The organism is Paracoccus albicereus, assembly GCF_024359525.1.
GTDB lineage: Bacteria > Pseudomonadota > Alphaproteobacteria > Rhodobacterales > Rhodobacteraceae > Paracoccus > Paracoccus albicereus.
Genome location: NZ_JAKZEU010000002.1, coordinates 1 through 16,515 on the forward strand (window position 1 = coordinate 1; position 16,515 = coordinate 16,515).

The following is a 16,515-nucleotide window of genomic DNA, read 5'->3' on the forward strand; positions in this document are numbered from 1 at the left end:
ATCTCAAAATCGAGGGATGGAACGTCGTCATCTCGGGCCACTCGCACAAGCCTAGCATCGGTGAAATCAGGGGCATACTCTGGCTGAACCCGGGCGCCGCTGGCCCTCGGCGCTTCCGCCTGCCGATCACCTTCGCCTTTCTCTGGGAAGAAGCCGGTCGTCCCTGCGCCATCGTTCATCCGCTAGCTGAGTGATCCGCCTCCGTCTGGACATGTTTGCCCATTGTTGACCGTCATCAGAGCATCAGCATAATAAAGGAAGCATCGGCGCGCAGACCCCGAGCCTTGATTCCAGCGTGGTCTCAACACTGGCCCACTTCACTGGCGCGGCGGCCGCTGTTCCCGGTGCGCCTATCCCTTTCGGACCGAGATCACGCCTCGCATCGTCGATGGTCGCAGCGGCGAACTCATTTCCGCGCGTCGGCGTTGTGTGACTACGCGCTCTGGGAAAGGCCAATTATTGATCCCTCGTCGTCTCGAGCGAGACGCCGGCACAGCAAGACGAGCGGAGCTATACCGGACAGACCTCGCACGAGAGCTACGCCACGACCTTGCAGCGCCTCCGGCCCGGCAACGCGGCAGAAATGGTCTCATGCCTGATTAGCGGGGACAATCCGGATCTAAAGCGATATGACGGCATCATATTCGCGGGCTCGCCCATCCAGATGCACAAGGGCGGCGCTGAAGCACGCGCGTCGGCTCGGTTCACGGTCTTGGTGTTCGAAGCCGGGGTGCCCGCGCACCGGTCTCGGCAAAGGAGCTGACAGAGACCTGTTGTGAATTCTGTTGAAGAAACTCCGGTTCACGTGCTCCACGGCATGGCTCATGCATTCTTGAACGATGAGGCACGGCGGCCGGCGCTCTAGCTCTGCCAAAGCCACCGACAGATCGCATCGATCGTCGCGTGAAGCAGCAGGGTCAGAACGGCCAGGACCAGCAGGGCTGCAAACATCAGGTCGATCTTGGCACGCCCATTCGCCATGAGCATGAGGTAGCCAAGGCCTTGAGAGGCGCCGACCCATTCGCCGATGATCGCGCCGATGGGGGCGTAGACCGCCGCGAGCCGAAGTCCCGACGCGAAGCCGGGCAGGGCGGCAGGCACCTGGACTCGCCAGAGGATCCTGCTTGGACGCGCCCCCATCACATGGGCAAGTTCGACCCAGGGGCGGGGCGTCCGCATCAGAGCGTCAAAGAAGGCCGAGGTCACGGGAAAGTATATGATAAGCAGCGCTGTCGCGACCTTCGGCCACAATCCGTAACCCAGCCACAGGGTCAGGATTGGTGCCAACGCAAAGACCGGCACGGCCTGACTGAAGACCAGCATCGGTCGCATGACCGATCTGACCGCTGGAGAAGCAACGAGCACGATTCCCGACGCAAATCCCAAGGCTGAGCCAAGCGTCAGGCCAAGCAGGATCTCGACCGTCGTGACGAGCGCGTGCTCCGCGATGAGTTCCCGGCTGATCCACAGGGTTGCGAAGACACGCCCAGGGCCGGGCAGAATGAAAGCGGGGAGATCGCCAAGCGTCACGACAAGTTGCCAGACAGCGAGCGCCGACAGTGCCATGACGGAGATGCGCGAAACCCGCTTCATCATGCCGCCATCAGCAGCCGCAATAGGTGCCCCTGAAACAGGAGGGTGGCGTCTGCATCGTATGGACGCGGCGTCGCGCTCTGCGGCGGAGTGATTGCGGAGATACCGGCCCGCGTCATCAGCAGCACCCTGTCACCCAATCGTGCCGCCTCTGCGGCATCGTGGGTGATATGCAGAACCGTTCGATCAGACAGCAGTTCAGCTGACAGATCCTGCATCAAGCCACGTGACCTCGCGTCGAGCGCAGAGAAAGGTTCGTCCAGCAGCACGACCGGCCGATCCTCCATCAGGGTGCGGGCCAAGGCTACGCGCTGCCGCTGACCGCCGGAAAGCGCAGCTGGCTTTTTTCCGGCATGACCAGTCAACCCGACCAGACGCAGCATCTCGCGCGCCCGATCGCGATCAGGGGCCGCACCGCGAAGACGGGCGCCGAGGATCACGTTGCCCAAGGCATCGAGCCACGGCAGCAGCAGGTCGTTTTGCGCCATCAGGGCCACACGTCCATGAAGCGGTGCGCCATCGCTTGTCGCGATTTCGCCCTTAAAATCGACCCCATCATCGAGGCCGGCGAGCAAACGCAGGATCGTCGATTTGCCCACACCTGAAGGCCCAAGCAAGCAGGACCATCCACCTGCGGGGACCTCGAACGAAAGGGAGCTGAAGATCGGCACGCCAGCGATTGACGCGTGTCCGAAAATTCGCAGCGCGGGAGCGCTCATCTCCATTGAACCATGGCCCTGAGACTGCTGTCGATCTGCGCCGAACGTCCGAGCCCTCCAGTGACCTTACCGGTGACGCTCATTCTGCCCCCAGATCGACGGCCAAGGCCGAGACCGGGCGCGTGCCCTCGATCAGCCCCATCTCCTCGAGAAACGCCTCGAACCGGATATAGCGCCCCTGATCGAGAGCTTCGGGACGCAGGGCAAAGCGCGGGATCGTGTCGATCCAGGCGCGTTCGTTTAACTCGTCCTGCAATTCGGCCGAGGTGCCCGCAAATACTTTCCAGCTTTCCTGCGGATGGTTGACGATGAACTGGGTCGCCCTCTCCGTCGCAGAAAGAAAACGGCGGATCGCATCGCCGTCCATCGTGTCTGGATTGGCAACGTAGATCAGCTCGTCATAGGTCGGCACGCCTTCCTCTTCGGGATAGAAACAGCGGCCGGCGACACCCTCGATCTCCATCTGATTGAGTTCGAAATTGCGGAAGGCGCCGATGACCGCATCGACCTGACCTGACATGAGCGACGGCGAAAGTGACCAGTTGACGCTGACCATCTCGACATCTTCGGTGCTCAGATCGGCTTGGTCCAGCATCGCCGATAGCAGAGCCTCCTCGAAACCTGAGACCGAGAAACCGATCCTGCGGTTCCTCAGATCTGCGATCTCATCGATTGGTCCTTCATCGAGCACCAGCAGACAGTTGAGGGGCGTCGCGACAAGAGTGCCCACCCTGATCAGAGGCAGTCCCTCGGCCACCTGGAGGTGCAGTTGCGGCTGATACGAAATGGCGATGTCGGCGCGTCCCGTGGCGGCCATTTTTGGCGGGTCGGCCGGATCGGCCGGCGCGATCACTTCGACCTCCAGCCCAGCCTCGGCGAAGTAGCCCACCTCCTGGGCGATGATGATTGGGCCATGGTCTGGATTCACGAACCAGTCGAGCACGACGGTCATCTTGTCCTGCGCGGTGGCAGGGGTTGCAGTGAGGATCGCGACAGCGGTTAGGCCGACGTTCAGGGGTCTCCGACACCGTCGCCAGTGGACGCTGGAAAGGAATGCTCTTCCAATTTCGGTAAGCCATTGAGCAGATGCGTGTAGGTGTCTGTGTTGATGCCTGAAGGTCACGGCCTGCTGATCATTGTCGGGAAGAGGGTTCGTCAGCCATGAGATCGGCACCGTAAAGCGCGCAGGCCGCAAAACGGATAATTGCGACAAGATGCTTCGGATCAAGCGAAGCTTGCAGTAGTCGGAGTGCGGAAGGGACGTCATCAATTCCTCCTTCCGGCAGGGATGGAGGAAACACAAAGAACCGGCTGCCAGCCAAGGGCTTCATCGTGCTCCGTTCCCTACGCCGGCATTGCCCGGATCAGGTTCGATGGGTCAGCTTGCGCCTCTCAGCCCTGACGGGCACCCCAACGGATCTGACTGACGCTAGCAGCGAGCGAATTCCGCTTCAACCCTGAGCAGGGACGCGCTTCGAGAGGCGAGCGTGAATCATAGTGAGGCACGCTACCGGCCCATTGCTGCCGTTTGCCGGTCGGTCGATTGTTGCAGCGCGGCTTCACCGAACTGGACACTATCGCTTCGCGCAGCATTTCACCGGTCAATAGGCCGCAGTGCGGGACGAAGTTGTCATTCGCACGCGGCTCTCTGGGAACCTTGATGCCGTTCTCTGTTACATCGCAAACGGGAGGAACTATGAAATTTGTTGTTCTCGGCTGACGTCGCCCCCAACTTCTATCCAGCGTCAAGTAGACTCGGGCGGTTGGTTTTGGTCGAGCTGGCCGGGGTGAGCGGTGGAGGCAGGCGCGGAGCTGGTCATTTAGCGGAGCGGCAGATCCCGTCGCGGATTAAAGGTGTCGGCATATTCGGCAGGGGTTATCCAACCCAGCCGCGAGTGAGGCCGCTGCAGATTGTAACCTGCCCGCCAAGACGCCACGGTGGCCCGGTCGTGAGCAAGCGATGGGAAGAGCGTTTCATTGAGCAGTTCCTCTCGCAACCGGCCATTGAAGCTCTCGATGAAGGCATTCTCGATCGGCTTGCCACGGGCAATGTAGTGCCAGTCGATCCCCATTCGGTCAGCGAAGCCCAGGATCGCGTTGGACGTGAACTCGGTCCCATTATCGCTGACGATCATCTTGGGTTGCCGTCAGCGGGCCATGAGGGTCTCCAGCTCTCTGGCAAAACGCAGACCAGACAGCGAAGTGTCTGCCATTAAGGTCAGGCATTCGCGTGTGCAGTCATCAACCACCGTCAGCACCCTGAAGCGCCGACCGTCCGTCATCTGGTCAGAGACGAAGACCAAAGACCATCGAGCGTTTGGCGCGATTGGGATCAGTAACCACGGCCTCCTCGAGCTGGGCGACCTGTGCCGACTTTGCACGCCGGTTCCGCCATGAAGCCGAACCGGGCCGGCGTGACACCCGTCAGCGACACGGCAGAATAATCGTTAATCTCTCGAACATTTCGTCCGAACGCCTGTTTACGAGACGCACCTCTTTGGAGGGCAGCCAATTCAGGAGGGCGCGATGGCACGCTACGATGTCGGGCCGGACCATCCTCATAAACGGAGACCGACATGGCGTTGATGACGATTATCAGCTCGCTCGACGAGCTGTATACACACCGGCTTCAGGACATCTATTACGCGGAAAAGCAGATCGTGAAGAGCCTGCCGAAGATGATCGAGAACGCGCGGAACGATCGACTGAAGTCAGGGCTGGAAAAGCACCTGAGAGAGACGGAAACCCACGTCGAACGGTTGGAAGAGGTCTTCAGCCTGCACGGTGAAAAGGCCGAGGCCGTCGAATGCCCGGCGATCGACGGCATCATTGAGGAAGCCGATCATCTGGCAGGCGAGGTCGAGGAGGGCGATGTGCTTGATGCTGCGATCATCGCCTCGGCACAGGCGGTCGAGCATTACGAGATCACGCGTTACGGAACACTCGTAGCTTGGGCGCAAGAGCTTGGGCATGACGACGCGGCCAGCCTGCTGCGTCAGAACCTCGATGATGAGTATGGCGCCGATCAGACGCTGAACGATCTTGCGCAGGAACGGATCAACCGTCGCGCAGGCTGAACGATACAATTTACCATTGCGGGCGAGGGTCCAGGGCACTCGCAGCCTCGGTCAATCCTCCCCGCCTAACAGGCTTTCGGACACACGGTACACCCAAGTTCTCTCGCGAGCCGCCAATCCAGTGGGTCGATCGCAAAATTAACACCATGATCGAGAAATATCACTCCGAAATGGAAACAAAGAAGTCGGTTTGGCTTTGTCTCGCACAATGGACGAGATTCGATCTGAACCTGTGAGCGACAGAATGAAAGCCCTTGCCGATGCATTGCAGGCTGCGCTCGACAAGGCTTCAAACGCAAGCGACGCCTGACGACTCTCCAGTTGGCTCCCTGATATTTGTTATGGTTACAGCTATATACAGCAGGCTGCGGACGAGTTTAATGTGACCCAATAGGGTGTTCCATGTCCGATGACATTCTGAGCCTCACACCGTCCCTTCGCGCCTATTCGCGGGTTTTATGCCGCAACAGGTCCGATGCAGAGGATCTCGTGCAGGAAACCCTGCTTCGTGCGATCGAATACGCTCATCAGTACAGGCCCGGCACGAATCTCCGCGCCTGGATGTTCAAGATCATGCGCAACCTGTTCTTTACCCAATGCCGAAAATCGGCACGTGAAAGGACAGGAAGCATCGATTGCGCGTCCGAGCGTGTCAGCGTCGGTCCGGGTCAGGAATGGCACATGATGGCGCTGGAAGTTCGCGGCGTGCTCGACAAGATGCCGTCTCATTATCGCAATACCATCGTCCTGGTTGGAGCTCTGGGCGTGAGCTACCTCGATGCTGCGGAACTGCTGGATTGCGATATCGGCACGATCAAGAGCCGTATGAACCGCGCGCGCGGCATCCTGCGGACGGAGCTTGAGCTTTAATTCTGAAGGCCACCCCTGAGTGTCGATGCGCGAAGATAGGTAATCTGCAATTCCCTGCTTATCCGGCAGCCCGTCCGTTTCAGGTTCGACCGGGCGACGGCACGGCCCCGGTCATTTCGGTCAAGGCCGCGTCGATTTTCTTCGGCAGGTAAAGATAGTCCCATTCGAAGTGATCGGCTTTCAGCAGGGCGCCGAAATCCGGCACGTGCACGCGTCCCGACACCCACGTGCAGACGTTCTCTACCCGCAATGCCTTACACCGGCTCAGGGTCTCGCAATCCGCCGTTAGCCATGTGATCCGGCGGCTTGAGGACCGGATCGGCGTGCGGCTCTTGAACCGCTCCTCGCGCAAGGTCAGCCTGAGCGATGCGGGCGAACAATTGCTCGGCGCGGTTAGTCCGGGGTTCCAGCAACTCGGCGCGCGGATCGAAGAATTGCGGACCATGGGGGAAAGACCGTCGGGCCTGATCCGGATCACGTCCAGCATTCCCGCCACCCGCGACTTCCTGTGGCCGATCGTCTCGCAGATGGTCCGCGACGATCCTGACATCCGCGTCGAAATCAGCAGTGAAGGCAGGCTGTCTGATCTAGCCGATGATCGGTTCGATTGCGCCATCCGCCTTGGGGAGCATCTGGGTCCCGACATGATCGCCGTGCCGATCGGGCCGCAGCTTCAGATGGCGGCCGTTGCCTCACAGGGTTATCTCGCGACCCGCAGGACGCCCGCGCATCCGGACGACCTGGACGGGCACGATTGCATCCTGATGCGCCATCGCTTGAACGGGCCGATCTATGATTGGGAGTTCGAGATCGAGGGCGCCGACGTTGTGAAGAAGTTGGCCTGACCCTTTATCCTCAACGATCCGGGGGTTGTCCTGACTGCCGCGCGTGCCGGCCACGGAATCGGCTTCCTGCCCCTGCCAGAGGTCATGGCCGATCTGGACACAGGCCGACTGGGGCGCGTCCTCGCGACCTTCTATCCGCCGTTTGACGGCTGTCATCTGTGCTACATGGGCCGTCGAAACCTGAGTTCGGCGCTTCGGGTGTTGGTCGATCGCCTGAATTGCGGTCAGATACGTTGGGAGGCAGTGCAGGACGCTCAGGTTTTTGTCGGATATATGCAGTCGATGCTTTATGTAGAAGTTAGTCAGTAAACGGCCCAGAACTGCCGTTCGCCAAGCTGGCCATCGCTGCGGCGCAGCTTCACCAGACCGGCCATTCATTCATCGTGCGGCATTTTCGGAGGGTGAAGGTCAGCAGTGCGGGACTTTCCTGACTTTCGCTGCGACTGCGCGGTGTAAGATTTGTGTAGTGCCCCCTCGGCGATCCTGAGATCGGTGCCTTCGGGCAGCCTCGTAGCTGGAGAAGATTTCTGTCCTGCCATCTCCGAGGATCAGGAACACATCGTAGGCTTCCCGCTCATCCTCTGGTCCCATGCCCGGTGATCCGTAAGGCATCCCGGGCACGGCGAGACCGACGGCATTGGGGCGCTCGGATAGCAGCCGTCGAATGTCGGCCGTCGGCACGTGTCCTTCGATCATGTAGCCCTCGATTTCGCCGGTGTGGCAGGAGGTCATGTTCTGAGGAATGCCGTTCTCGAGCTTGTGCCGGATCAGGAGGGTGCCGAAGCTGCGCTCTGTGGTGACTGTGAAGCCGTCCTCCTTCAGAAGCTCGATCCAGGCCGTGCAGCAGCCGCAATTTGGATCTTTCAGGACGTGGATCGCGGGAGAGCTTTGAGACGGTCCGGCGGTTGGCGCTGTCGCGGCGAAGCACGCGGCGGAAGCCATCATGGCGCGGCGGGTGAGGATCATCGGTGTCTCCTTCTCAGATCGTTGAGGCTGCTTGACCGGGGCGTGTCTCAGCGGTCAGACCGACGTAACCCGCAGGTTCCGCTGTGCCGGTGGGCCGGAAGAACAGCAGCCGGAGCGCGTTCATCGTGACCAGCACCGTGGCTCCGGTATCCGCAAGGATCGCGATCCAGAGGCCGGTGATGCCGAGAACGGTAGTTACGAGGAAGGCCGCCTTTAGCCCGAGCGCGATCGCGATGTTCTGGCGGATGTTTGACATGGTGGCGCGGGAGAGACGGACCAAGCCTACGACATCGGCCACGCGGTTGCGCAGGATCGCGGCGTCGGCTGTTTCCAGCGCCACGTCGGTGCCCGACCCCATAGCGACGCCGACATGCGCGGCGGCGAGCGCGGGCGCGTCGTTGATCCCGTCGCCGATCATCATCACGCGGGCATTCACTGTCAGATCGCGGATCGCCGTCACCTTGTCTTCGGGCATCAGTTCCGACCGATGCTCGATCCCGAGCCCCTCGGCGATCGCCTGCGCCGTGCGTGCGTTGTCCCCGGTCAGCATGACTGAGGATATGCCGAGGCCGCGCAGCTGCGCGACCGCGTCCGCCGCATCGGCGCGCGGCTCGTCTCTGAGCGCGATGAGGCCCTGAGGCACGTCTTCGCGTAACACGATGACCACCGTCTTGCCTTGGGCTTCGAGTGCCGTGACGCGGGTCCGCAGGTCGTGCGTGAGTGCGCCGCGCTCGTTCGCCAGCCTTGGGGAGCCCACGCTGACGGTCACGCCGTCGATGGAGGCTTCCGCCCCCTTGCCGGGAAGTGCGCGGCCGCCGGTGGCCGTCGCCGCCTGCACGCCCCGCCTTTCGGCTTCAACGCAGATCGCCTGTCCGAGCGGGTGGCTTGCCCCGCTCTCGACCCCGGCGGCAAGCGCCATGAGGTCGTCGTCGGTTCCACTCAACACAGAGACATCTGTCACGCGGGGCCTGCCATGTGTGAGCGTGCCGGTCTTGTCGAAGGCGACATGGCTCGTGCGGGCCGCCGACTCGATCACCGCACCGCCCTTCATCAGAAGACCGTTGCGCGCTCCCGTAGACAGGGCCGAGGTGATCGACGCCGGCACCGAGATGACCAGAGCGCAAGGGCAGCCGATAAGCAGCAGCGCCAGCGCCCGGTAGACCCATTCGCCCCATGCCTGGCCAAAGGCCAGCGGAGGGACGATAGCGACAACAACAGCGACCCCGACCACAGCGGGCATGTAGACCCGGCTGAACCGGTCGATGAAGCGCTCGGTCGGCGCACGGGCGCTCTCGGCCTCTTCCACGAGGCGGACAATGCGGGAGATGGTGTTGTCCTCGGCCGACCTCAACACCCGCACGCGCAGCAGAGCTTCAGTGTTGATCGATCCGGCGAAGACCTCCGCGCCCGGCTCCTTGAGGCTCGGGACACTCTCGCCGGTCACCGGGCTCTCATCCACACCCGACGTGCCATCGATCACCTCGCCGTCGCAGGGAACGCGGTCGCCCGGACGGACCTGCACGATCTGGCCCAACTGGAGCCTCTCGGCCGCTATCTCCCGTGTCTTGCCGCCCACTTCGAGCCGTGCCGTCTTCGGCACGAGCTTCGAGAGTGCGCGAATGCTGTCGCGCGCCTTGCCCGCAGAGGCTCCTTCAAGCAATTCGCCCACGGCAAAGAGGAAAACGACGAGCGCCGCCTCTTCTGGCTCACCGATGATCAGCGCTCCACCAGCGGCGATGGTCATCAGCATCTCGATGGTGAAGGGCATGCCAGCCCGCGTCATGGCAAAGGCGCGCTGCGCCACGGGCACGATCCCGACCAGTGTCGCCAGGACGAACGCCCAATGCGCGATCTCAGCCGGTTGGACAAGCCGTGACGCCCAAGCTGCCGCGAGTAGGGCGCCGGTTCCGAACACAAGGCGACCCTTGGAAGTCTTCAACCAGAAGGTCTGTGCATCATCGTCGGGCCCAGCGATCTCCTCCGGCTCGCTGTCGATTTCTACGGCCTCCGGCGCATTCGGAAAGGCTCCGTCCGGCAGGACAAAGCCGCCTTTGGGCTTCTCTGGCCGTGCGCCCTTAGGCGCGATCCCGAAGCCGACGCCGCGCACGGCGTTCTCGATGCGCTCGGGCGATGTCTGTGTCTCATCGAGCGTCAGTCGCAACCGCCTGGCCATCAGGGCGACGTCGACATCCTCGACGCCAGGCAGACGCTCAACCGCGCCGCGGACCTTGGCGGCGCATGAACCGCAATCCATCCCTATGATGCGCCATTCGCGTTGTCCTGCGGTCCCGTCTGCCATGATGTTTCTCCGTCGTGATTCTTCGATCGGAACTCGATATAGGACCTACAGCAACTGTAGGTTCAAGCCGCGCGAAGAGGTTTTACGTATCTTTGGCCTCGGGGACGCGACGCTAACGAACAAAGGAGACGGTCATGTTGTCCATTGGGACGATGGCAAGGAGGACCGGCACCAAGGTGCAGACGATCCGCTATTACGAACTGATAGGTTTGATGCCCGAGCCTGGGAGGAGCGAAGGCGGCCAGCGTCGCTACGGGACACCGGAACTCGACCGGCTCGCCTTTATCCGACACTCTCGACAACTCGGCTTCTCATTGGAGGCGATACGAGAGCTTCTGGACCTATCTGACAGCCCAGAAAGGCGCTGTGCGCAGGTCGATGCGATCGCTCAGAAACAGCTCCGCGAGGTTGAGGCTCGCATCTCTCGGCTTGAGGCGCTCCGGATGGAATTGCAACGGATGATCAGCGAGTGCAGGTCCGACCGGGTTGCCAACTGCCGCATCCTTGAGGTGCTACGCGACCACGAAGAGTGCCTTTCCGATCACCACCGGCCCGTTTCCTGATGCCGACCGCGTTGATCTATCCGTTCGCTGCGCTCGCCGAGATTGCCGGCTGCTTTGCGATCTGGGCGTGGTGGCGGCGCGCGTCGATCTTCTGGCTGCTGCCAGGGATTGCGAGCCTTGTGCTGTTCGGCTGGCTTCTGGCACAGGTCGAGGCGGGTTTCGCCGGTAGAGCCTATGCCGCCTACCGGGGGCGTCTATATCGCCGCGTCGCTTTTCTGGATGTGGAGCGCAGAGGGGCAGCGACCTGACGTATGGGACATCGCCGGTGCCTGCCTGTGCCTGATCGGTGCCGCAGTGATCCTTCTCGCACCACGCGCAGGTTGATAGCGGCTCTAAGCAGATGCGCATTGCCCGGATCAGGTTCGATGGGTCAGCTTGCGCCTCTCAGCCCAGACTGGCACCCCAACGGATCTGACCAACGCTAGCAGCGAGCGACTTCCGCTTCAAACCTGAGCAGGGACGCGCTTCGAGAGGCGAGCGTGAATTATAGTGAGGGACGCTCTCGGCCCTATCCGGACATGGACGCTCTAGTTCTGAGGGGCCTGGGCTAGTTAAAGGCCGTCGTTCGAGCGTGAATGCAACATGCTGGACGAGATAGCGACCCAACTGCTGCTGAAATGAGGCATCCACGCAGCTTCAGCTTGAGATAACGAATGAGCGCGTCACCGCTCGGGCTAGAAGGCGGATATGTGAGCAGTCGCCGAGCGATTGGCTCGATCCGTGCAGCACCAGCATGTTTCTCGGGACACCGCACGCCTGCGAATTACGCCAATTCCAGGCTCTCCGAGTAGATGATTGTGACTATCATCCCGCATCGCCCAAATGGTCGGCCTTCTCGGCGCCACGCTTGCCCATCGGCTGGTCCTTTCCGCTGGTCGTGTCCTCGGCGGTCTGGGCCTCCATCTCGGCATTCAGTTCAGCACCCAGGAGAATGATGTAAGCCGAGATCCAAAGCCACATAAGTAGAATGATGACCCCGGCCATGCTACCGAAGGATTCGTTGTAGCTTCCGAAATTGCCGACATAGATGGAAAACGCCACCGACGCGATCAGCCAGATGATACAGGCGGCGATTGCTCCGGGCGATAGCCATCGCCATTCGGCATTCTCGCGCGACGGACCATAGCGGTAGATCACAGCAAGCCCGCTCACCGTCAACACTGCCAGGATCACCCATTGCGAAAGCGCGAGGACCGTCGTGAGCCAATTGGGCAGGGACAGGAAATCCAGTATCGCAGGCAATGCCACCGCGGCGACAAGACCCAGAACCAGCCCCACGATCAGAAACAGCGTCAGCCCCAGCGTCCATATTGTCTTCGAAACGAATCCGCGTTCCTCGTCTTCGTCATATGCGACATTCAGCCCTTCCATCAGGCTGCTCATCCCCTTGGAAGCCGAATAAAGCGCCAGTCCCAGACCGATGACGAATGCAACACCAAGGCCGGCCTGTTCGGACCCGGCGACGGCGACTGCCTGGTCCAGCACGATCTGCGCGGCGTCCTTCGGCATCATCGCGGTCAGGCTTTCAAGCTGCGCGGTCACCTCTGGCGGCTCCAGCACCAACCCCGCCAAGGCCATCAGGGCCGTGACTGCAGGGAACAGCGCGAGAAGCGCATAAAAGGCGACTCCTGCTGCAATCAGCCCCACATGATCGGAACTCAGCTCGTCCTTCACGCGAAGGGCGATGTCCTTCCAGCCTTTTGCCGGGATCTGTGTCGGCTTGTCGGCGTGTCTGCCACGGGCCACGGAGTAGTCTCCTTCCGGATGAAATTCAGCCCGCGCGACAGGCGCGGGCTGTGAAGATGAGCCAGAGACGGCTCAGCTGTTTTTCTTGACGATTCCGAGGTCCTGCTTGTCGGCCTCGGTCTGCACGGCGTCCGCGATCTTGGATCCAGACTCCTTGGCCTGATCGACGGCCGTCTTGGCCACTCTTTCCGCCTTGTCCTTGACGTCCGCGGCCATGGATTTGGCCTCATCCGTCGCAGCCTCGGCGATCTTGGACAGCTTCTGCTTTTCGTCCTCGAAGATACGCTCGGCTTCGTCAATCAGCTGATCGCTCTGCGCGCCGAGATAGTCGTCTTCCATCTGGGTTCGTGGTAGGGCTGCTCCGAGGGCCGCCCCGAGGGCGAGCGCGATGGCACCACCGATCAGCGGCTGTTCCTCGAACAGGTCCACGGCACGGTCACCGCCACGGCGAGCAAACTGCATTGCGGATTCCCTAGCCTCGACGGCCCGCTGGCGCGCAGCGATGACGCGTTCGCGGGCATCGTCCGCCAGCATCTCAGTGCCTTCATACAGCCGGTTGCTCACATCCCGCGCCCTGTCCGACACCGAACCGGCCATGTCGCGCGCGGAATCCGCAGCCGAACGGCCGGCATCCGCGACAGCGCTCGCGGCGTCCTGCGCCTTGCCTGCGACGGTCGATCCGGCATTGCGTGCCGCATCGGTCGCCGAGGATGCGGCGTCCTGGACGCCATGTCCTGCATTCGAGGCGAGATCGCGCGCCTTTCCGACCGCCCCGCCGCCTCGATCGTCGCGCTGCGCCCAAGCCGGCAGATCGCGGCGCTTGGTTACATAGCTGGACGGACGTCCCAACCATTCATCGGATCCGGTCTGGCTGCGCGATCGACTGCTGCCATACGAAAAGCCGCGATCGGTCCCGGCGGTCACGCGGGGGGCGCCGGTTTCCGCCAGATCATGATCGTCGATGGTGTTGCCATAGGACGCGTTGCGCTGGGCAGGGATGCTGCTGCGGCCCGGCCCGCTGTTCTTGTCGGACAGCATCAGCCAAGCCAGCCCGACGCCCGTCAGTGCAAGCGCCATCGGATTGCGCTTGACGGCGTCCGAGACTGAGCGGCCAATATCGCCGCCGTGTTCGCGGAACTGATCTGACACCTGGCGTGCCAGATGCTCGACCGAAAAGCGGCTTTGCAGGTCATCCAGCGTGTCGCTGAGGCTGGCCCGCTCGCGCTCGATCTCGCGCTCGATTTCTTCGGGGCTTCTCGTGTCATCATTTGTCATCATAGACCTCCTTCACGGCCTGCGCGTCGCGCTTGACATTTTTCGCCGTGCGGGTGGGCGCGAGACTGGTGAGTTTCAGATCGCTTATTCCCTTGCGCGCCATGACGTAGGCGATGATCGCGAAGAACAGGCCGACGATGATGGCCGACCATGCAGCGGGGACGCCTGCCTCCGTCAGGGCCGCTACCAGCGCGGCCGACAGCACGTTGAGCGTCGTCAGGGCAAGGATGGCCGCGCCGACGATCATGCCGATCGCAACCCCCGCGCCCTTGATGTTTTCGCTGACCTCGGCACGCGCCAGATCGACTTCGCTTCGCACCAGCGAACTGACATGCGACAGCGCGTCGCTCAGCAATCCGCCGGTCGTCCGATTGGGATCCGTGCTCATCAGATGTTCCCTTCCAGCCCGGTTAGCGTCGTTAGGTCGCCCGACGGTTTCTGGCCGCTGTCACGTAAATCCACACTACCGCCAACCGGACCGCGATAGGGGGACCCGATCTGCGACGTGACTGGACTGTTTCCGCTCGACGACGCCTTTGCGAACCGGGTCGCGGCAAAGCCGACCAGGAGGGCCGAGCCCAAGAAGATCAGCGGATTGCGCTTGGCGAAGTCATTGGCCGCGGTCATCATCTGGCCCAGATCCTTGTCACGCAAAGAATCTGACGCGTCGGCAAGGGTATCAGCGATCTGGCTGAAGGTTCTGGCTTGCGGCGAGCCGTCGCGCAATTCGTTCGCGGCAGTTCGTAGCGCTGACGCGACACCCTGCACTTCGTCCGCGGCGCTTGCCTTTGCTTGATCCGCGTAACACACGGCCTGGTCCGAGACCTGGCTGGCGACGTCGCGCGCCTGATCCTTGATGTCCTCGACGGCGGTCTTGTCGCCCGTTTGCGATGAGGTCGTCTGCTGGGTCGCAGACTGCTTCTTGTCGTCTTCCATGAGTGTGTTCCTTGAAAGCCTGAAATCGAAAGCGCCTGTCAGCGGCGCCGGGAATTCACGTCGTCGGCAAAGGGAGGGTGCCGGCAGGCAGCGGACCTGCCGGTGATCCGTCAGGCCTTGGCGTCGACGTTGCGGGAACGTTCGGCCAGCTCCATCATGAAGTCGTCCGAGCCGTAGATCTTGTCGGGGGCGCGATCGAGTTTCCGTGCAGCCTCGTCCTCGCCAAGAGCCTCGGCGAACGCCTTCGTCGTGCCGAAGCCAGCGATGCCGTAATGGCACATACGCTGATATTGGGCGATAATCGCGACATCCAGTGCTGCATCGTCAAGGTCTGCGTCGATCGCGTGTTTACGAGCTTCCTTCGCGAGGCCCTCCATCCCCTTGCAGTGTTCTTTTTTCTCTTCGCCGCCAGTGTCGGTGATCAGCGATTTCAAAAGTTCGACATGCTTGTCGATGCCGTCTTTGGCCGTATTCAGCCGTTGAGCAAGCCTGTCGTCCGATGCCTCGTCAGCCATCGAGGATGCTACCTCGGACATCTGGTCATTCGCGGACCAGGGATCCTGCAGCTCTTCAAGAAAAAGGTCGTTTAACGTCGTCATGTTGGAACCTTCCATGTTGCGTCGGCTGACGAGCAGGCTCGCATTGGCCCTGCCTCCCAAACTTTGCCAAATAAGTCGTATCTGAGAGGATGACCGCGTCTGCAGCCCTGACGGGCGCGGCGGCACCGAAACCTTCCGCTTCGTATTTCGATTAACATTCACCAACTTAGCGCTGATCGTCTGTCTCTCGAAAACAACAGCGTCACGCATGATCGAGTTCCGTGTCTGAACGTGAAAAGCGCCGATTGTCTCTTGATCATTATCATATCGAATGACGCTTCGCGCATTGATCTGGTTTAAGGTCCGCCGGGATACGCGTGGCCAGAGAGCGCGGCGACCACACGGTATTCATCGAACAGGGCTGCAAGGTTGTCACGATGGCGCCACACACGACGATTGTCTGAGCCGCAGTTTTCAGGTTTCAACGTCGGCAGTGTTCACGCCGCGCAATATCTCTGCCTCGAGCCTATCACCGGAGAGCACGCTGATGTCACCCGTCGTCTCGAGCACCACTGCCCGAACGTCTTGCATCGCGAGAACGTTCGCGCCTCTCAGCTTTGCCATAACGTCGTCGCGGGAAACCCTTGTCCGCGCCATGGCATGGTCTTGGAACACACCGTCACGCACGAGGATGACCGGTTCATTTTCCAGAGGACTTCGGATCCCGCCAATCGATTTGCGGTAGAGTGCGAGCCCCACCTGAAGACCGATCAAAGCCGAGATCGCGACCAATGCCTGAAGGAAATCTGGCCAGCTTGTCGACACCGCCGAGGTCGCGAGAAGCGACCCAGTGGCCAAAGTGATGACGAAGTCAAAAGCCGTCATCTTCGAGAATGTGCGCAGCCCGACAATTCGCACAAGCACGATGATGGTCGTGAGTGAAACTGCGCCGAGAACAATGCCGCGGACGACAACATCCATGAGCAGGGGTAAGCCGAACACGAGTCTTTCCTCAAATTCTTCGCTGCCGAAACACCGGAACGATCACTGCAGGCGGGACAGAAAGCAGGGCCGACCATTCCGGCCG

The 16,515-nt window shown here is 61.4% G+C and carries 15 protein-coding genes, 4 pseudogenes and 1 riboswitch; of the genes and pseudogenes, 6 read left to right on the top strand and 13 right to left on the bottom strand.

Annotated elements, in window-relative coordinates:
* Positions 1-194, top strand: a 194-nt coding sequence (locus MLD63_RS03500) for a metallophosphoesterase family protein (protein WP_255328508.1), incomplete at its 5' end; no start/stop codon positions are given.
* 667 nt (positions 195-861) lie between these two features.
* On the opposite strand, the gene MLD63_RS03505 is transcribed toward MLD63_RS03500, so the two are convergent.
* The 4 genes and pseudogenes from MLD63_RS03505 to MLD63_RS03520 all read right to left on the bottom strand — a co-directional run.
* The gene (locus tag MLD63_RS03505) at positions 862-1,593 is read right to left on the bottom strand and encodes an ABC transporter permease (protein ID WP_439957634.1); all 732 of its coding nucleotides are present in this window, start codon (positions 1,591-1,593) and stop codon (positions 862-864) included.
* The gene (locus MLD63_RS03510; protein ID WP_255329489.1) at positions 1,593-2,312 is read right to left on the bottom strand and encodes an ABC transporter ATP-binding protein; all 720 of its coding nucleotides are present in this window, start codon (positions 2,310-2,312) and stop codon (positions 1,593-1,595) included. Before MLD63_RS03510 ends, MLD63_RS03505 begins: the two co-directional genes overlap by 1 nt.
* 79 nt (positions 2,313-2,391) lie before the next feature.
* Positions 2,392-3,264, bottom strand: coding sequence for an ABC transporter substrate-binding protein (locus MLD63_RS03515; RefSeq protein WP_439957622.1), 873 nt, complete (start codon positions 3,262-3,264; stop codon positions 2,392-2,394).
* 372 nt (positions 3,265-3,636) lie between these two features.
* A riboswitch (TPP riboswitch) is annotated at positions 3,637-3,735 on the bottom strand.
* A 322-nt stretch (positions 3,736-4,057) separates the two neighbouring features.
* Positions 4,058-4,717 (bottom strand): annotated as a pseudogene (locus MLD63_RS03520) (integrase core domain-containing protein); the annotation flags it as partial.
* A 171-nt stretch (positions 4,718-4,888) separates the two neighbouring features.
* On the opposite strand from MLD63_RS03520, the gene MLD63_RS03525 reads away from it, so the two are divergent.
* Both MLD63_RS03525 and MLD63_RS03530 read left to right on the top strand, forming a co-directional pair.
* Positions 4,889-5,389 carry a YciE/YciF ferroxidase family protein gene (locus MLD63_RS03525; protein ID WP_255328509.1) on the top strand — a complete coding sequence of 167 codons (501 nt, stop codon included), beginning with the start codon at positions 4,889-4,891 and terminating at the stop codon, positions 5,387-5,389.
* A gap of 402 nt (positions 5,390-5,791) precedes the next feature.
* Positions 5,792-6,259 carry a sigma-70 family RNA polymerase sigma factor gene (locus MLD63_RS03530; RefSeq protein WP_255328510.1) on the top strand — a complete coding sequence of 156 codons (468 nt, stop codon included), beginning with the start codon at positions 5,792-5,794 and terminating at the stop codon, positions 6,257-6,259.
* A 79-nt stretch (positions 6,260-6,338) separates the two neighbouring features.
* Here MLD63_RS03530 and MLD63_RS03535 read toward each other — a convergent pair whose 3' ends face one another.
* Complete coding sequence (locus MLD63_RS03535) at positions 6,339-6,482, bottom strand: hypothetical protein (protein ID WP_255328511.1); 144 nt, start codon at positions 6,480-6,482, stop codon at positions 6,339-6,341.
* A gap of 4 nt (positions 6,483-6,486) precedes the next feature.
* Between MLD63_RS03535 and MLD63_RS03540 the strand changes: the two are divergent.
* Positions 6,487-7,413 (top strand): annotated as a pseudogene (locus MLD63_RS03540) (LysR family transcriptional regulator).
* Positions 7,414-7,605: 192 nt separating this feature from the next.
* Here the strand turns inward: MLD63_RS03540 and MLD63_RS03545 are convergent.
* Positions 7,606-8,070, bottom strand: a pseudogene (locus MLD63_RS03545) (DUF411 domain-containing protein); the annotation flags it as partial.
* A gap of 13 nt (positions 8,071-8,083) precedes the next feature.
* Entirely contained in the window at positions 8,084-10,369 is a 2,286-nt protein-coding gene (locus MLD63_RS03550) for a heavy metal translocating P-type ATPase (protein WP_255328512.1), read from the bottom strand.
* Between the two features lie 134 nt (positions 10,370-10,503).
* Here MLD63_RS03550 and MLD63_RS03555 point away from each other — a divergent pair, with 134 nt between their 5' ends.
* Complete coding sequence (locus MLD63_RS03555) at positions 10,504-10,932, top strand: MerR family transcriptional regulator (protein WP_255328513.1); 429 nt, start codon at positions 10,504-10,506, stop codon at positions 10,930-10,932.
* Positions 10,932-11,256: pseudogene (locus MLD63_RS03560) on the top strand (YnfA family protein). The gene MLD63_RS03555 and the pseudogene MLD63_RS03560 overlap by 1 nt, the downstream one beginning before the upstream one ends.
* 480 nt (positions 11,257-11,736) lie before the next feature.
* Here MLD63_RS03560 and MLD63_RS03565 read toward each other — a convergent pair.
* The 6 genes from MLD63_RS03565 to MLD63_RS03590 all read right to left on the bottom strand — a co-directional run bounded on the left by MLD63_RS03565 (position 11,737) and on the right by MLD63_RS03590 (position 16,409).
* The gene (locus MLD63_RS03565; protein ID WP_255328514.1) at positions 11,737-12,678 is read right to left on the bottom strand and encodes a YihY/virulence factor BrkB family protein; all 942 of its coding nucleotides are present in this window, start codon (positions 12,676-12,678) and stop codon (positions 11,737-11,739) included.
* Between the two features lie 72 nt (positions 12,679-12,750).
* Positions 12,751-13,953 (bottom strand): DUF3618 domain-containing protein, encoded by a 1,203-nt coding sequence (locus tag MLD63_RS03570; RefSeq protein ID WP_255328515.1) that lies wholly within the window; start codon positions 13,951-13,953, stop codon positions 12,751-12,753.
* Positions 13,943-14,341, bottom strand: coding sequence for a phage holin family protein (locus MLD63_RS03575; RefSeq protein ID WP_255328516.1), 399 nt, complete (start codon positions 14,339-14,341; stop codon positions 13,943-13,945). Before MLD63_RS03575 ends, MLD63_RS03570 begins: the two co-directional genes overlap by 11 nt.
* Entirely contained in the window at positions 14,341-14,889 is a 549-nt protein-coding gene (locus tag MLD63_RS03580) for a hypothetical protein (protein ID WP_255328517.1), read from the bottom strand. Before MLD63_RS03580 ends, MLD63_RS03575 begins: the two co-directional genes overlap by 1 nt.
* A gap of 110 nt (positions 14,890-14,999) precedes the next feature.
* Positions 15,000-15,698 carry a YciE/YciF ferroxidase family protein gene (locus MLD63_RS03585; RefSeq protein ID WP_255328518.1) on the bottom strand — a complete coding sequence of 233 codons (699 nt, stop codon included), beginning with the start codon at positions 15,696-15,698 and terminating at the stop codon, positions 15,000-15,002.
* 204 nt (positions 15,699-15,902) lie between these two features.
* On the bottom strand, positions 15,903-16,409 hold the full coding sequence (locus MLD63_RS03590; protein ID WP_255328519.1) for a DUF421 domain-containing protein: 507 nt from the start codon (positions 16,407-16,409) through the stop codon (positions 15,903-15,905).
* Positions 16,410-16,515 lie beyond the last annotated feature (106 nt).

Coding starts and splice junctions, on each gene's coding strand:
- MLD63_RS03505 (WP_439957634.1), bottom strand. CDS start 1,593: ATGAAGCGGGTTTCGCGCATCTCCGTCATGGCACTGTCGGCGCTCGCT.
- MLD63_RS03510 (WP_255329489.1), bottom strand. CDS start 2,312: ATGAGCGCTCCCGCGCTGCGAATTTTCGGACACGCGTCAATCGCTGGC.
- MLD63_RS03515 (WP_439957622.1), bottom strand. CDS start 3,264: ATGACCGTCGTGCTCGACTGGTTCGTGAATCCAGACCATGGCCCAATC.
- MLD63_RS03525 (WP_255328509.1), top strand. CDS start 4,889: ATGGCGTTGATGACGATTATCAGCTCGCTCGACGAGCTGTATACACAC.
- MLD63_RS03530 (WP_255328510.1), top strand. CDS start 5,792: ATGTCCGATGACATTCTGAGCCTCACACCGTCCCTTCGCGCCTATTCG.
- MLD63_RS03550 (WP_255328512.1), bottom strand. CDS start 10,369: ATGGCAGACGGGACCGCAGGACAACGCGAATGGCGCATCATAGGGATG.
- MLD63_RS03555 (WP_255328513.1), top strand. CDS start 10,504: ATGTTGTCCATTGGGACGATGGCAAGGAGGACCGGCACCAAGGTGCAG.
- MLD63_RS03570 (WP_255328515.1), bottom strand. CDS start 13,953: ATGACAAATGATGACACGAGAAGCCCCGAAGAAATCGAGCGCGAGATC.
- MLD63_RS03575 (WP_255328516.1), bottom strand. CDS start 14,341: ATGAGCACGGATCCCAATCGGACGACCGGCGGATTGCTGAGCGACGCG.
- MLD63_RS03580 (WP_255328517.1), bottom strand. CDS start 14,889: ATGGAAGACGACAAGAAGCAGTCTGCGACCCAGCAGACGACCTCATCG.
- MLD63_RS03585 (WP_255328518.1), bottom strand. CDS start 15,698: ATGCGTGACGCTGTTGTTTTCGAGAGACAGACGATCAGCGCTAAGTTG.
- MLD63_RS03590 (WP_255328519.1), bottom strand. CDS start 16,409: ATGGATGTTGTCGTCCGCGGCATTGTTCTCGGCGCAGTTTCACTCACG.